Consider the following 14,310-nt stretch of genomic DNA (forward strand, 5'->3'; position numbering starts at 1 on the left):
GTGCGGGGGGCAGAGCCCCCCGCCGCCATCACATGTGCAAAGCGCGCCCATAGGCGTCGAGCACGGATTCATGCATCATCTCGCTCAGCGTCGGATGCGGGAAGACGGTGTGCATCAGGTCTTCCTCGGTGGTTTCCAGCGTGCGGCCGATCACATAGCCCTGGATCATCTCGGTCACCTCGGCGCCGACCATATGCGCGCCCAAAAGCTCGCCGGTCTTGGCGTCGAAGACGGTCTTCACCATGCCCTCGGGCTCGCCAAGCGCAATCGCCTTGCCGTTGCCGATGAAGGGGAAGCGGCCGACCTTGACCGTGTAGCCCGCGGCTTTCGCCTTTTCCTCGGTCAGCCCGACCGAGGCGACCTGCGGCGTGCAATAGGTGCAGCCGGCGATGGTGCCCGGCTTGATCGGATGGGCGTGCTTGCCCGCGATCAGCTCGGCCACCATCACGCCCTCGTGGCTCGCCTTGTGCGCCAGCCACGGCGCCCCGGCGATGTCGCCGATGGCGTAAAGCCCCGGCACGCCGGTGCGGCAGAACTCATCCACCACCACATGCGTCCGGTCGATCTTCACGCCCAAAGCTTCCAGCCCCAGCCCCTCCACATTGCCGACGATCCCCACCGCCGAAATCACCGTGTCGAAGTCCGCGGTGGTGGTGCCCTTGGCGTCCTGCAGATGCGCCACGACCTTGCCCGGGCTGCGGTCAAGCTGCGTCACCGTCGTCTTTTCCAGGATCTTCATCCCCTGCTTGACGAATTGCTTCTTCGCAAAGGCCGAGATCTCGGCGTCTTCGACGGGCAGCACCCGGTCCATCACCTCGACCACCGTCGTCTCGGCGCCCAAGGTGTTGAAGAAGGACGCAAATTCGATCCCGATCGCGCCCGAGCCGATGACCAGAAGCTTCTTCGGCATCCGTTTCGGCACCAGCGCATGCTTGTAGGTCCAGACCAGATCGCCATCGGCCTCGAGCCCCGGCAGGGTCCGCGCCCGTGCGCCGGTGGCCAGAACGATCGCCTTTCCGCTGATCTCCTCGACGCCCGCGCCGGTTTTCACCGCCACCACACCCGGGCGCGGCAGGCTCGCCTCGCCCATCAGCACGGTGACCTTGTTCTTCTTCAAAAGATGCCCGATGCCGCCCGACAGCTGTTTCGCCACCGCGCGGCTTCGCGCCACCACCGCGTCGAGATCATAGCCCAGCCCCTCGGCCTTCAGACCGAATTCCTTGGCGCGGTGCAGCAGGTGAAACACCTCGGCCGAGCGCAAAAGCGCTTTCGTCGGAATGCAGCCCCAGTTCAGACAGATGCCGCCCAGATGCTCGCGTTCGACCACGGCCACCGACAGCCCCAGCTGCGCGCCGCGGATCGCCGCGACATAGCCCCCCGGTCCCGCACCGATCACGATCATGTCGAAGCTCTTGGCGGCCATCCGTCCCTCCATCTCAAGATGGTTTGGCATTAAACTATTTTTGCGCCCGCTTCAAGAAGCCGCACCCCGAAATGGAAAACGCGCCCCGAAAAGGGCGCGTTCCGGGATCTGTCGGCACGATCAGCGGGCGACGTGGGCCAGCATGCGTTCATAGCCGCCCTGCCACAGGAAGACCGCCTCCTCGTCCGAGGAATAGCGGCCAACAAGTTCGTTGCGCCACGGGAAGCGGCCGAACCGCGCGATCACCGCGCGATGGGCTTTCGCATGCAGCAGATGTTCGTCCGGCATCCGTTCCGCCGCCAGACGCACGCCGCGTTCCTGATCGGCAAGGCTTTCGGAATGCATGAACGGCACGTAAAAGAACTGCCGCAGCGGATCGACGATTTCCAGATCGAAGCCGCGCTCGATCGCGGCATCGGCGACCTTGCGGGCCTGGGCATCGGTGGCAAAGGCCAGTTTCTCGCCGCGGAACATGTTGCGCGGCATCTGATCGAAAAGAATGCACAGCGCCAGCGCGCCCACGGCCGATTGCGCCCAGTCGTCACAGGTGCCCGCGCGGGCGCGGTCCCACAGCCCCTGATAGCGGGCGCGGATCTCCGCATCGAGCTCGGGCGTTGCATTGTACCAGCGATCCGGACCGACCTCGTCGTGCCAGAAAGCGATCACTTCGGTGATCTCGTCCATGTGTCCCCCTTGGGTTAGGAGCAGCCCTGTTAGCGTGCCAACTGGCGCGCAAATTGCAAGCGCTACCCGCCCCGGCCCGGGATTGGTCCACAACTCTGCCCCATTTTGCCCAAAGGACAGGCCCCTTGCCCAAGCTTCAGGCAGATCGCGAAGCCTTGCCCGCCTCGCCCGAGTCGAGCACGGCCTCGACCGCCAGCGCCGTCGCCGAGGGCGAGACGACGGCGAAAGAGGCGGGGAAAGCCCCTGCCCGTCCGGGTGCGCGCAGGATGCGCCAGCCCGCATAAAGCGCGATCAGGGTCATCAAGATCGCGACATAAAGAAAGAAGCCCGCCGAGCCCGTGCGCTCCATCAGCCAGCCGGTGACCGGCGGGCCGGTGATCGCGCCGACGCCGTTGACGAACAACAGCCCGCCCGAGGCCCCGGCCATGTCGGTCGTGTCGAGATAGTCGTTCGTATAGGCGATGAGCAGGCCATAAAGCGGGTTCGCCACGCCACCGATCACCGCGCCAAGCCCGACCAGCGTCCAGAAGCCGGGCGCGAGCAGCGCCGCCGCGAACATCGCGCCCGCGCCGATCACCGCGACCTGCAAGATCAGCTTGCGCCGATCCATCCGGTCCGAGATCCAGCCGATCGGATATTGCGCCACCAGCCCGCCAAGATAAATCGCCCCGACGAAGATCGAGATCTGCCGCACCGAAAGCCCGGCCTGCGTGCCCCAGACCGAGACCATCCCGAAGAGCGCCGAAAACACCCCGCCCATCAGGAACATGGCGACGACGCCGAGCGGCGAGACGGCGAAGAGCTTGCGGAAATCCAGCCGCCGCACCTCGGCGAATTCGGGGGCGGGGGCGACCGACAGCAGGATCGGCGTGAAGGCCAGCGACACCAGAACCGAGGGGATGACGAAAAGCAGATAGCCCCCCGGATCGCCGACGTTCATCAGCGCCTGCCCCGAGATGATGCCGATCATCTGCACGATCATGTAGGCCGAGAGCGCCTGCCCGCGCATCCGGTTGCCGACCGAGGCATTCAGCCAGCTTTCCGCGGTGATATAGACGCCCGAAAAGGAAAAGCCGATCACCACCCGCATCGCCGACCAGGCGATCCAGTCGGGCACGGCGGGATAAAGGATCAGCACCGCGGAAATCATCGAGCCGAGCGCCGCGAAGACCCGGACATGGCCCACCCGCGCGATCATCTGCGGAGTGAAATGCGAGCCCAGCAGAAAGCCGCCGAAATAGGCCGACATCACCACCGACATCTTGTAGGTGCCGATGCCCTCCAAGGCGCCGCGGATGCCCAGCAACGTGCCCTGCATGCCGTTGCCGACCATGAGCAGCATCACGCCCAGAAGCAAAGGCCAGGTGGTGCGCAGGACGGACAGCATCGCAATACTCGCAGTTGGGGATCTTCACCCGGGTAGCAGAAGCGAGGCGTCACCATAAGAGAAGAAGCGATAATTCTTCGTGAGCGCGTGATCGTAGATCGCCCGGATCCGGTCCTGCCCCATCAAGGCCGAGACCAGCATCAGCAGCGTCGATTTCGGCAGGTGGAAATTCGTCATCAGCGCGTCGGCGATGCGGAAACGGTAGCCCGGATAGATGAAGATGTCGGTGGTGGCCGCAAAGGGCGCGATCACCCCCGGCCCGGTGGCGGCAGATTCGATCAGCCGCAGCGCCGTCGTGCCGACCGGGATCACCCGCCCGCCCGCGGCTTTCGTCGCGTTGATCTCGGCGGCGGCCTGCGGCGTCACCTCGCCCCATTCGGCATGCATCCTGTGCGTCGTCACATCCTCGACCTTGACGGGCAGGAAGGTTCCGGCGCCGACATGCAGCGTGACCTCGGTGAAGAGAACGCCCTTTTCGCGCAGCTTTTCAAGCAGGTCCGGGGTGAAATGCAGGCTGGCCGTGGGCGCCGCGACCGCCCCCGGCTTTTGCGCGAAGACGGTCTGGTAATCGGTCTTGTCCTGTTCGTCGGGCGCGCGCAGCGCCGCGATATAGGGCGGCAGCGGCATTGCCCCGGCGCTCGCCAAAGCCGCGTCGAAATCCGGGCCGGTCAGGTTGAAGCGCAGCCGCAGCTGCGCCTCGGCGATCGCCTCGACGCGGGCGGAAAGCGCGTCGGAAAAGACGATCTCCTCGCCCTCCTTCAGCTTGCGCAGGGGTTTCGCCAAGGCCATCCAGTCGCCGCCGGGCGCGGGCTCCAAAAGCGTCACCTCGACCCGGGCCACCACCTCGCCTTGCGCGCTTTGGCGGGCGCGCGTGCCCGAGAGCCGCGCCGGAATGACCTTGGTCGTGTTCAGCACCAGCCGGTCGCCCGGGCCCAGCAGATCGGGCAGATCGGCCACGGTCAGATCGCGGATCGTGTCGGGCGTGGCCACCAGCAGCTTCGCCGCCGTGCGCGGGCGGGCGGGCCGGGTGGCGATCAGCCCCTCGGGCAACTCGAAGTCGAAATCGGAAAGGTTCATTCTGTGACCAGTTTCGGCGGCGCGCGGCGGAAGATCTCGCGGAACATGCCGGGGGTGAAGATGGAAAGCGGGTTGATGGTGATGCGCGGCGCATCCGAGGTGCCGCGCATCCGGTAGTTGAACCCGAACAGCCCCTCGCCCTTGCGCGCAAAGATCTGCCCGATCGCATTGACCAGATAGAACGGCGTCACCACGCCCTGCATGTCGATGGCCTTGGTGTCGGGGTAGTAGTTGCCCGACATCGTCACCCCCATCGAGGCGCCGACCGCCTGCCCCGAGGTGACGGAAACCCCCTGCGGCGACAGATGGAACCGCCCGGCGACATCGGTGAACAGGAGCCCGTCGCCATTGAGCTGCTCGAGCAGCCCGATCACCGAAGCGGCCGACAGCATCGAGGCCAGCACCGGCGCATCCTTCACCCGCAGGTTCGAAATCGCCAGCCGCCCGTCATAGCTTTTCGTCTCGACCGGCATCAGCGTCAGATCGAGCGTGCCGCCGCGGGCCTTGGAAAACACCCCCGCCGCCGCCAGCGCCGCGCCCGCATCGGGCCCGGTGATCCGCACCGCCGCGCGCCCGTTTTGCGCGGGCAGGACCGCGCCCGTCACCTCGGGGCCGCCATTGATCTTGCCACGGAAATCGCCCGAAAAGCCGCCCCGCGTGGTGAACTGCCCGGACATCGGCGCCAGCGCGATCCCGCCCGAGACGATCAGCCGGTCCAACCGCGCGTCGATCCGGTTGCCGCCGCCCGTGGCCGCCCCGCCACTGCCCGCCCCGCCGCTGCCCGCCCCTGACGCGCCGCCAAACCGCGCCGTGCGCAGGTCAAGCCGACCGGAATGCACCACCACATCGGGCACCCGCCCCCTGCCGCGGCCCACAAGATCGACGGCGCCGTCAAACCAGCTGCCGATCGCCAGCCGCTTGAAGATCGCCTTTTCGAACCCCTTGTCCGAAAGCTGCAACCGCCCCTCGGCGTTCAGCCCCGGGGCGCTTGCCTTCAGGCTGTCGACGGTGGCCACCGGCCCCAGATGGCCCGCCAGCTCGATCCGGCCCGCGGCCGCCGCGCCCTTCGACCAGCCCAGCTCGGGCACCGACAGCACCAGCCCCTTGAGGTCGGAGGCGAAGCGATAGGCGGGCGGCTGCCCCTTGTGCAGATCGATCACCAGAGAGCCCCAGCCCTCGCCCCGCACGGCCCCTTTCGGCAGGGCGATCTTCAGATGGTCCAGCCCCGCCGGCGTCACCTCGACAAAGCCATCGACGCGCGAGATGCCGCGCGCCTCCGGCCCGAAGCGCTGCGCCCAGCGGCCCTGAAACGGCACGATGTCGAACAGCCCCGCCCCCGAAATCACCATGCCCGCCCGGTCGGCGGTCAGCGTCAGCCGCGGCGCGGTGATGCGGTGTCCGGGCACGATCTTGTCCGAGACGACATCGGTCAGCCGCGCCGCCACTTCGAAATCGACATCCTCGGTCAGGATGCGCTTCTTCATCTGAAAGCGCAGCCGGGTCCGCGCCTCGGCCCAGCCGGTCGCAATGTCGGTGCCCTGCCCGGCCTTCGACATGAAGTGGAAGGGGTCTTCGTCGAGCAGCGCCAGCGCTGCCGGGATCGGCGCGCGGGTGACCAGCTTCACCTCGGCGCGGGCGGGTTTTTCGCGGATGTCGGGCACGGTCATCACCGAATCCGCCACCTCGATCTGCCCGCCCGAGGGCGCCTGAAGCGTGCCCTCCTCGACCATCAGCGTGTGCTTGTTCTCGGTGATGCCGGCAAAGCCGCGCCCCTCGCGCACGGGGGGCAGCGTGCGCAGCACCTTGACCTCGGCGCCGCGGAATTCATAGCCCAGCTCCAGCCGCGGCGGCGTCGCAGGAACGATCCGCAAGGCCGTGCGAACATTGCGCAATTCGCCCGTGGCCACGTTCTCGGCCAGCCATTCGCGGGTCGGCGGCACCAGCGCCTTCGGCCAAAGCGCCAGAAGATCGGCGCTGGAAATCGACCCCACCGCCGCATCCAGCGCCACCCGCCAGCCCGCCGGACCGGCCGAAACCTGCCCCGACGCGGAAATCCGCCGCTTGCCCTCGACCAGCTGCAGCTGCCCCAGATCGACGCGGAACGGATCCAGCCGCAGCCGCAGATCCAGCCCGCCTTGCGAAAACCGCGCCGGTTTTTCGAACAGCCCCTCGGGGTCCGAGGCGATGTCCGAAAGCTGCACCTGCGCCAGGGCCTCGCGCGGCAGGCCCTTTTCGAAATCGCGCAGCCGCACCTGTCCGGTGGCCGCCAGCCGCAGCGCGCGGCTTTGCAGATCCAGCCGGGTGATCTCGACCTCGCCGCTGTGCGGCCGATAGGCCAGCTTCAGATCGGCGGCGTCAAAGGCGACGGGCTTCACCGCCTCGGAGGGGCGCAGCGCCCCCGGCCCGATATGCAGGCTGGCATCCAGACGCCGCAGCGCCCCCGCCTCGGTGATGCCCGAGCGCAGCGTGCCCGAAATCGGCGCGTCCAGCGTGCGCAACACCGCCAGCGCGGGCGATTGCACCGCCAGATCGGCGGCGGGCATGCCGGTGACGGCGGCGCCGAATTCGGCCGCCGGGCTGCGTTTCGAGGTCGAGGCGGTCAGCGCCACCTGCGCGGGCAGCGCGTCCTGCTGGCCGACGTCGAAGCCCAGCGTCAGCGCGATCGCCTCGGCGTTCTGGCTCAGGCGGAACCGGCCCTCGGAAACGTCCCAGATCCGCTCCAGCCGTTCATCGACGATGCGGATATGCAGATCCTCGGCCGACACCTCGGTCACGCCGCGCAGGGCGGGCGTGGCGAACAGCGCCTCGACACTGTCGCTCACCTTCAGCGGATCGGTCAGATCGAGCTTGATCGCCCCCGCCCCGGCATCGCCCAGATCCAGATCGATCCGCCCGTCGGCGGCCCGGTAAAGCGCCACCGAGGCGCCGCCGATCTGCAGCCTTTGCGGCAAGAGCCGCCCCTGCAGCAGCGCCTCGGGGCGCAGCCGGGTCCGCACCTCGGGGAAGACCGCCAGCGGCAGGCCCGACGGCTGCGCGATCTGCACCATCGCCAGCCGCACCTCGGGGGCGAAGCCCTCCTCGATCACCAGCGCGGCCGAGCCCAGATGCACCCGCATCCGCCCGGCCAGCGCCGCATTCGCCCGCGCCTCGATCCGGTTCAGCAGCGCCTGCGGCACCGGCACCGGCAGATGCGTCAGCGCCAGCCCCGCCACCCCCAGCGTCAGGGAGCACACCGCCAGCCCGAGGATCAGCCAGATCCCCAGCCTGCGGCGCGTCCGCTCCGCCTGCCGCTTGCGCGGTTCCTGGTTTTCCCCCGGCTCGGTCATCCTGCCCTTGCTCTGCCTCGGCCCTGCCCCGCGTCCGGCCCTTTGACCGCGCGAGTTTCTGCCCTACTTCTAATGTCGCATCCGACAAGGAGGAACGCAAATGATCGCTATCGGCGAAAAGGCGCCCGATTTCACCCTGCCCGTCACCCGTGCGGGCGCCGAACCGGAGGAGCTGACCCTCTCCGCCCTCGCCCCGCGCAAGGTGGTGCTTTATTTCTACCCCAAGGACGACACCCCCGGCTGCACCACCGAGGCGCTGGATTTCACCCGGCTCGGCGCCGATTTCGATGCCGCGGGGGCGATTGTCCTCGGCATTTCCAAGGACAGCGCCGCATCGCATGCGAAATTCTGCGCCAAACATGCGCTGGGCGTCGCGCTGGTTTCGGACAGCGCGGGCACGGTCTGCGACGCCTATGGCACCTGGGTCGAGAAGAACATGTATGGCCGCACCTCGATGGGGATCCAGCGCGCCACCTTCCTGATCGACGCGACGGGCACGGTGGCGCAGGTCTGGCCCAAGGTCTCGGTCAAGGGCCATGCCGAGGCGGTTCTGGCCGCGGTGCAGGCGCTCGGCTGACCTGCCGCAACTGACCCGCCGAACTGACCCGCCGAACCGACCCAATGGGCGAGTTTCGGCAGATTTTCGCCCAAAACCGCCCCCCGGCGCCGGGCCATGGCCCGCCGGGGGGGAAAGCGGTTGCGCCGCGGGCAGGACGCTTGCTAAGTCCGGCATGGACCCGGCCCCCCCGGGGCGTAAAGACCGGGCCCTGCCCGCAAGACAGGAAAACCGCTTTGCCCAGACGGATACTCGACCGCACCAATGCGGTGCTCGACCGATGGCTGCCGGAACAACGGCTGTTCCTGAAATCCGAAGACGCCACCCGGTTCGTGCGGATGCGCCCGCTGACCCAGGCGATGACGCTGGTGGCGGTCTCGGTGCTGTTCCTGTGGTCGGTCATCGCCACCTCGCTTCTGTTCATCGACCAGATTTCCTCGGGCGGCGCGCGCGAGCAATCGGCGATCGCGCGGGCGCAGTTCGAGGCGCGTCTCGACAGTCTCTCGCAGGAACGCGATGCCCGCGCCGCCGAGGCGCTTGCGGCGCAAAAACGCTTTCAGCTGGCGCTGGATCAGGTGTCGCGGATGCAGTCGCAGCTGCTTTTGTCCGAGGAACGCCGCCGCGAGCTGGAAACCGGGATCAACGTGATTCAGGCGACGCTGAAGCGCACGATGACCGAACGCGACAGCGCGCGGGCGGAGCTGGACAAGAGCCGCGGCAGCGGCTCGGCGGCGGCGCTGCGCCAGCGCGTCGGCGAGATGGACGGCACCGTCGATCTGCTCGCCTCGGCGCTGGATCAGACAGCGCATCAACGCGACCGCGCCGCGCGCGAGGCCGAAAATGCCCGTGCCGAGGCCGATCAGGCGCTGCAGGAACGCCGCCTGATCGAGGAACGCAACGCCGAGATCTTCGACACGCTGGAAGGCGCGGTGACGATCTCGATGGAGCCGCTGGACCGGATGTTCCGCAAGTCGGGCATGGACCCCGACGCGATCCTGCGCGAGATCCGGCGCGGCTATTCCGGCACCGGCGGGCCGCTTCTGTCGGCGGCGATCTCGACCAAGGGGATCGTCGACGACAGCGCCGATCTTGGCCGCGCCAAGGGGATCCTGAAACAGCTCGACGAGATGAACATGTATCGCATCGCCGTCGATCAGCTGCCCTTCGCGATCCCGATCAAGGGCGGCTACCGCTTCACCTCGCCCTTCGGCTGGCGCTGGGGGCGGCTGCATGCGGGCATCGACCTTGCCGGGCCGGTGGGGATGGATGTGCATGCCCCCGCCGATGGCGTCGTGACCGATGCGGGCTGGGAAAACGGCTATGGCCAGGTGATCAAGCTGCGGCACAAATTCGGCGTCTCGACGGTCTATGGCCATCTGTCCAAAATCCGCGTGAAGGTCGGGCAAAAGGTGTCGCGCGGGGAGATAATTGGTGATACAGGCAATACCGGACGGTCCACGGGACCGCATCTGCACTATGAAATCCGGGTCGGTGGCGCCCCCATCAACCCGATGACCTTCATCAAGGCGGCTCAGGATGTTTTCTAAAAGCAAGATCCACGAACCCGGCCCGAAAACGGCCTCCGAACCCGAGAAGAAACCCGAGACGAGCGCGGTGCCGCCGCGGTCCCTGGGCGAATTCGTCCCCGCCACGACGCGGCCCAAGGCGGCGGCTTCGGTGCTGTCGGCGGATCTGACGGTGACGGGCAACATCAAGACCACGGGCGACGTTCAGGTCGAAGGGATCGTCGAGGGCGACATCCGCGCGCATCTGCTGACGGTGGGCGAAAGCGCCACGATCAAGGGCGAGATCGTCGCCGATGATGTCGTCGTGCATGGCCGCGTCGTCGGCCGCGTGCGCGGGCTGAAGGTGCGCCTGACCTCGACCGCGCGGGTCGAAGGCGACATCATCCACAAGACGATCGCGATTGAATCGGGCGCGCATTTCGAGGGCTCGGTGCAGCGGCAAGACGATCCGCTGCAGGGCGCGAATGCACCGAAGCTGATGGCGCCGACGCCGGAAACGCCGCATACCGGCAAGTAAGCGGACGGACAGGATGCGACGGGGCGGCTTTCGGGCCGCCCTTTTGCTTTGGCGTTTGGGGGGACCGGGCAAGGCCGGGGCTCCGCCCGCAGGGCTGCCACGGGCAGCCCGTTCGACGGGAAAGCCTTCCACTGGAAGGCTTTTCGATCCCGTCTCACCCCGGGATATTTATGCCAAGGTGAAAGGGCATGATCGGGCTTGCCCTGCGGCGGGGATTTTCGATCCCGTCCTCATCCCGGGACATTCAAGGACGCGATCAGAGCGCCTCGAGACGCTCCAGTACCTTGCCCAGCAAATCCGCCAGCGGCATCGAGCCGGAAAGCTCCAGCACCGGCTCGGGGCGGCCCGAGAGCCAGTTGCGGTGCCGCGTCAGCGAGCGGCCCGAGAAATACGGATCGTCATAGCTGGCCGCCCATTTCAGGAATTGCGCATGGGCATGGTCCATGTCGCCGCCCGGCCGGATGCGGTCGCCGAATTTCTCGCTCTCGCGGCGGCGGATGCGCGCCAGACGCACCGGGGTCGGCGCAGTCAGAAAGACGATCAGCCCGGCCCCGGCAATCGCCGTGTCGCCCCAGCCGTCGCAAGAGCCCGCCAACACCCAGCCGCCCTCACGCCCCTGCCCCAGCTGCGCCGCCGAGATCAGCGCCAGCCGCTCGGCCACCGGGCGTTTTTGCGTGAAGGGCTGCGCCGTCGGCGCCCAGTAGAAATCGTCGGTGTCCAGAAAGGGCAGCGCCAGTTCGGCCGCCAGGGCGCGGCCAAGGGTAGAGGTGCCAGACCCGGCGGCGCCGGTGATATAGACCCGCGCCGCCACCGGCTCAATCGTCCGAATTCGCGTCGGCGCGCGACTTGCCCGCCACATCCATCGCCAGCGTCGCCGCCATGAAGGCATCCAGATCGCCGTCAAGCACCCCCTGCGTGTCCGAGGTTTCATGCCCGGTGCGCAGATCCTTGACCATCTGGTAGGGCTGCAGCACGTAGGAGCGGATCTGGTTGCCCCAGCCCGCCTCGCCCTTGGCCTCGTGCTGGGCGTTGATCGCGGCGTTGCGCTTGTCGAGTTCGAGCTGGTAAAGCCGCGCCCGCAGCGCGTTCATCGCGGCTTCGCGGTTCTGGTGCTGCGATTTCATCGAGCTGGTCACCACGATATTCGTCGGCAAGTGGGTGATCCGCACCGCCGAGTCGGTGGTGTTGACGTGCTGCCCGCCCGCGCCCGAGGAGCGATAGGTGTCGATGCGGATATCACTGGCCGGAATGTCGATCTCGATATTGTCGTCCACGACCGGATAGACCCAGACCGAGCTGAACGAGGTATGCCGCCGCGCCGCAGAGTCATAGGGCGAGATCCGCACCAGCCGGTGCACGCCCGATTCCGACTTCAGCCAGCCATAGGCGTTCTGCCCGGAAATCTTGTAGGCGACCGAGCGGATCCCTGCCTCGTCGCCCGCGGTTTCCGATTGCAGCTCGACCGTGTAGCCCTTTTTCTCGGCCCAGCGGGTATACATCCGCGCCAGCATCGAGGCCCAGTCGCAGCTTTCCGTGCCCCCCGCCCCGGCGTTGATCTCAAGGAAAGTGTCGTTGCCGTCGGCCTCGCCATCCAGAAGCGCTTCCAGCTCCTTCGCCGCGGCGAGTTCCTTCAGCGCGCGCAGGGATTTTTCCGCCTCTTCGACGATTTCCGGGTCTTCCTCCATCTCGCCGAGTTCGATCAGCTCGATGTTGTCGGTCAGATCGCGGTCGATGCGACGATAGGTTTCCAGCTTGTCCATCAGCATCTGCCGCTCGCGCATCAGCTTTTGCGCGCGGGCCGGATCGGACCACAGATCGCCATGCTCGATCATGGCGTTGAATTCTTCCAGCCGGTGCGGCGCGGTCTCAAGGTCCATGCGCTGCGCAAGCAGCTTGAGCGTCTTGCGGACGGCTTCCACGATGTTGAGCATTTCGGCGCGCATGGCACTGTCCTTTCGCGGGGTTGGCCGGGTCATACAATCCCCGCGCGTCCCGGGCAAGGGGGGCGGGTGCGCAGACCCGCCCGCCCGCGCTCAGGCCGGTTCGGCTTCCGCCAGCTCGGGCATCAGCACCTCGCCGTAAAGCTCGCGCAGCCGCGCCTTGACCACCTTGCCGGTGGCGCCCAGGGGCAGGTTGTCGATGAACAGCACCCGGTCCGGGATCTGCCAGTTCGGCACCTTGCCCTTGTAGCAGGCCAGGATCTCCTCCTCCGTCACCTCCATGCGCAGATGGCGCTGCACGATCACCACCGGGCGTTCGTCCCATTTCGGATGCCGCGCGGCGATGGCGGCGGCATTGGCCACCGCGGGATGGGCAATCGCGATGTTTTCCAGCTCGACCGTGGAAATCCATTCGCCGCCCGACTTGATGATGTCCTTGGACCGATCCCGGATCACCATGTAGCCATCCGGGTCGATCGTGGCGATATCGCCGGTGTCGAACCAGCCGTCAAAGGTCAGCGCCGAGCGGTCCTTGTTGTAATAGGTATCGACGATCCAGTGGCCGCGGATCTGCAACTCGCCCTGCGTCACCCCGTCATGCGGCAGCACATGGCCCGCGCTGTCCACCAGCCGCAGCTGCACGCCATAGGGCGGGCGCCCCTGCGACAGACGGCGCTCGGCCTGGTCCTCGGGCGGCAGGGCGAGGTGTTTTTGCAACAGCTGGTTCACCGTGCCCAAGGGGCTCGTTTCCGTCATCCCCCACAGATGCACCAGATCAACGCCGTACCGGTCGCGGAATTCCGCGATCATCGAGGGCGGCAGCGCAGTGCCCCCCACCATCGCGCGTTTCAGGCAGGACACATCCGCCCCGGTGGCTTCAAGCCCCTGCAGCAAGCCCAGCCAGACCGTCGGCACGCCAAGCGCAAGGCTCACCCGCTCGGCCGCGATCAGCCGCGCCAGGCTTTCGCCGTCAAGCTTCGGGCCGGGCAGCACCAGCTTCGCCCCCACCGCCGCGGCGATATAGGGCACGCCCCAGGCGTTGACATGGAACATCGGTACCGCGGGCATCACCGTGTCGCGCGCCGACAGCGCCAGCCCGTCGGGCGAATTGCCCGCCAGCGTGTGCAGAAGCGTCGAGCGATGGGTGTAAAGCACGCCCTTCGGATGCCCCGTCGTCCCCGAAGTGTAGCACAGCGACGAGGGCTCGGTTTCCGCGATCTGCGGCCATTGGAAGGCGGTATCGCCCTGCGCGATCAGCTCGTCGTAAAACAGCATGCCATCGAGCTGCGCGGCCAGCGCCTCGTCGCGCGCGCCCATCATCACCACCATCTTCACGGTGGGCATCTGCCCGATCAGCCCGGCGATGGTCGGCACGAAACCGCGGTCGATGAACAGCACCCGGTCGCGGGCGTCGTTGACGATATAGACCAGCTGCTCGGCCGCAAGGCGCGGGTTCAGCGTGTGGCAGACCATGCCGCCGCCCGAGACGCCGAAATAGATCTCCAGATGGCGGCGCGTGTTCCAGGCGATGGTGCCGCAGCGGTCGCCCGGCATGACGCCATGCATCTCCAGCGCCGAGGCCAGACGCCGGGCATTGCCGATCACCGCGCCCCAGCTGGTGTGGGTCACCTCGCCCGTGGTCTCGACCGAGACCACCTCGGTCGCGGTGTGAAACCGCTCGACATGATCGGCCAGCGAGCCGATCACCAGCGGCAGGTGCATCATCGAATTCTGCATCGGTTCCTCCCTCGATACGGACCCTGCGGCGGTCTCCCTCCGGGCTGCGCGCGGGTCTTTCACTCCTCGCGTGCATTCCGACGGCGGAAGACGGTCGTGTCAAGCGGTCGCACGGGCGAAAGGCCGCAGCGCAGAAT

The 14,310-nt window shown here is 67.4% G+C and carries 11 protein-coding genes; 3 read left to right on the forward strand and 8 right to left on the reverse strand.

The window, feature by feature from the left end; translation table 11 throughout:
- Nucleotides 1-28: 28 nt before the first annotated feature.
- From lpdA to FBT96_RS05640, 5 genes are all read right to left on the reverse strand, one after another.
- Nucleotides 29-1,423, reverse strand: coding sequence for a dihydrolipoyl dehydrogenase (gene lpdA, locus FBT96_RS05620; protein ID WP_136905352.1), 1,395 nt, complete (start codon nucleotides 1,421-1,423; stop codon nucleotides 29-31).
- 120 nt (nucleotides 1,424-1,543) lie between these two features.
- A complete protein-coding gene (locus tag FBT96_RS05625) occupies nucleotides 1,544-2,107 on the reverse strand; it encodes a DUF924 family protein (RefSeq protein WP_136905353.1) in 564 nt (187 codons plus the stop codon).
- A 136-nt stretch (nucleotides 2,108-2,243) separates the two neighbouring features.
- Nucleotides 2,244-3,494 carry an MFS transporter gene (locus FBT96_RS05630; RefSeq protein ID WP_136905354.1) on the reverse strand — a complete coding sequence of 417 codons (1,251 nt, stop codon included), beginning with the start codon at nucleotides 3,492-3,494 and terminating at the stop codon, nucleotides 2,244-2,246.
- Between the two features lie 24 nt (nucleotides 3,495-3,518).
- A complete protein-coding gene (gene queA, locus FBT96_RS05635) occupies nucleotides 3,519-4,571 on the reverse strand; it encodes a tRNA preQ1(34) S-adenosylmethionine ribosyltransferase-isomerase QueA (RefSeq protein ID WP_136905355.1) in 1,053 nt (350 codons plus the stop codon).
- A complete protein-coding gene (locus FBT96_RS05640) occupies nucleotides 4,568-7,897 on the reverse strand; it encodes an AsmA-like C-terminal region-containing protein (protein WP_136905356.1) in 3,330 nt (1,109 codons plus the stop codon). The genes queA and FBT96_RS05640 overlap by 4 nt, the downstream gene beginning before the upstream one ends.
- Before the next feature lie 100 nt (nucleotides 7,898-7,997).
- On the opposite strand from FBT96_RS05640, the gene FBT96_RS05645 reads away from it, so the two are divergent.
- From FBT96_RS05645 to FBT96_RS05655, 3 genes are all read left to right on the forward strand, one after another.
- A complete protein-coding gene (locus tag FBT96_RS05645) occupies nucleotides 7,998-8,474 on the forward strand; it encodes a peroxiredoxin (protein WP_136905357.1) in 477 nt (158 codons plus the stop codon).
- 215 nt (nucleotides 8,475-8,689) lie between these two features.
- Entirely contained in the window at nucleotides 8,690-10,000 is a 1,311-nt protein-coding gene (locus FBT96_RS05650) for a M23 family metallopeptidase (protein WP_136905358.1), read from the forward strand.
- Nucleotides 9,990-10,496 carry a bactofilin family protein gene (locus FBT96_RS05655; protein ID WP_136905359.1) on the forward strand — a complete coding sequence of 169 codons (507 nt, stop codon included), beginning with the start codon at nucleotides 9,990-9,992 and terminating at the stop codon, nucleotides 10,494-10,496. Before FBT96_RS05650 ends, FBT96_RS05655 begins: the two co-directional genes overlap by 11 nt.
- Nucleotides 10,497-10,752: 256 nt before the next feature.
- On the opposite strand, the gene FBT96_RS05660 is transcribed toward FBT96_RS05655, so the two are convergent.
- The 3 genes from FBT96_RS05660 to FBT96_RS05670 form a co-directional block, all read right to left on the reverse strand.
- The gene (locus tag FBT96_RS05660) at nucleotides 10,753-11,307 is read right to left on the reverse strand and encodes an AAA family ATPase (RefSeq protein WP_136905360.1); all 555 of its coding nucleotides are present in this window, start codon (nucleotides 11,305-11,307) and stop codon (nucleotides 10,753-10,755) included.
- Between the two features lie 4 nt (nucleotides 11,308-11,311).
- Entirely contained in the window at nucleotides 11,312-12,439 is a 1,128-nt protein-coding gene (gene prfB, locus FBT96_RS05665) for a peptide chain release factor 2 (RefSeq protein WP_136905361.1), read from the reverse strand.
- Between the two features lie 90 nt (nucleotides 12,440-12,529).
- Nucleotides 12,530-14,173, reverse strand: a complete 1,644-nt coding sequence (locus tag FBT96_RS05670) for a long-chain fatty acid--CoA ligase (protein ID WP_136905362.1) — start codon at nucleotides 14,171-14,173, stop codon at nucleotides 12,530-12,532.
- Between the last annotated feature and the right edge of the window lie 137 nt (nucleotides 14,174-14,310).

Origin of the sequence: Rhodobacter capsulatus (assembly GCF_005144475.1) — a bacterium.
Taxonomy (GTDB): Bacteria; Pseudomonadota; Alphaproteobacteria; order Rhodobacterales; family Rhodobacteraceae; genus Rhodobacter; species Rhodobacter capsulatus_C.

Bases quoted from the DNA above. Each gene is read 5' to 3' on its own strand.
- lpdA (WP_136905352.1), bottom strand. From the start codon at position 1,423: ATGGCCGCCAAGAGCTTCGACATGATCGTGATCGGTGCGGGACCGGGG.
- queA (WP_136905355.1), bottom strand. From the start codon at position 4,571: ATGAACCTTTCCGATTTCGACTTCGAGTTGCCCGAGGGGCTGATCGCC.
- prfB (WP_136905361.1), bottom strand. From the start codon at position 12,439: ATGCGCGCCGAAATGCTCAACATCGTGGAAGCCGTCCGCAAGACGCTC.
- FBT96_RS05625 (WP_136905353.1), bottom strand. From the start codon at position 2,107: ATGGACGAGATCACCGAAGTGATCGCTTTCTGGCACGACGAGGTCGGT.
- FBT96_RS05640 (WP_136905356.1), bottom strand. From the start codon at position 7,897: ATGACCGAGCCGGGGGAAAACCAGGAACCGCGCAAGCGGCAGGCGGAG.
- FBT96_RS05670 (WP_136905362.1), bottom strand. From the start codon at position 14,173: ATGCAGAATTCGATGATGCACCTGCCGCTGGTGATCGGCTCGCTGGCC.
- FBT96_RS05655 (WP_136905359.1), top strand. From the start codon at position 9,990: ATGTTTTCTAAAAGCAAGATCCACGAACCCGGCCCGAAAACGGCCTCC.
- FBT96_RS05645 (WP_136905357.1), top strand. From the start codon at position 7,998: ATGATCGCTATCGGCGAAAAGGCGCCCGATTTCACCCTGCCCGTCACC.
- FBT96_RS05630 (WP_136905354.1), bottom strand. From the start codon at position 3,494: ATGCTGTCCGTCCTGCGCACCACCTGGCCTTTGCTTCTGGGCGTGATG.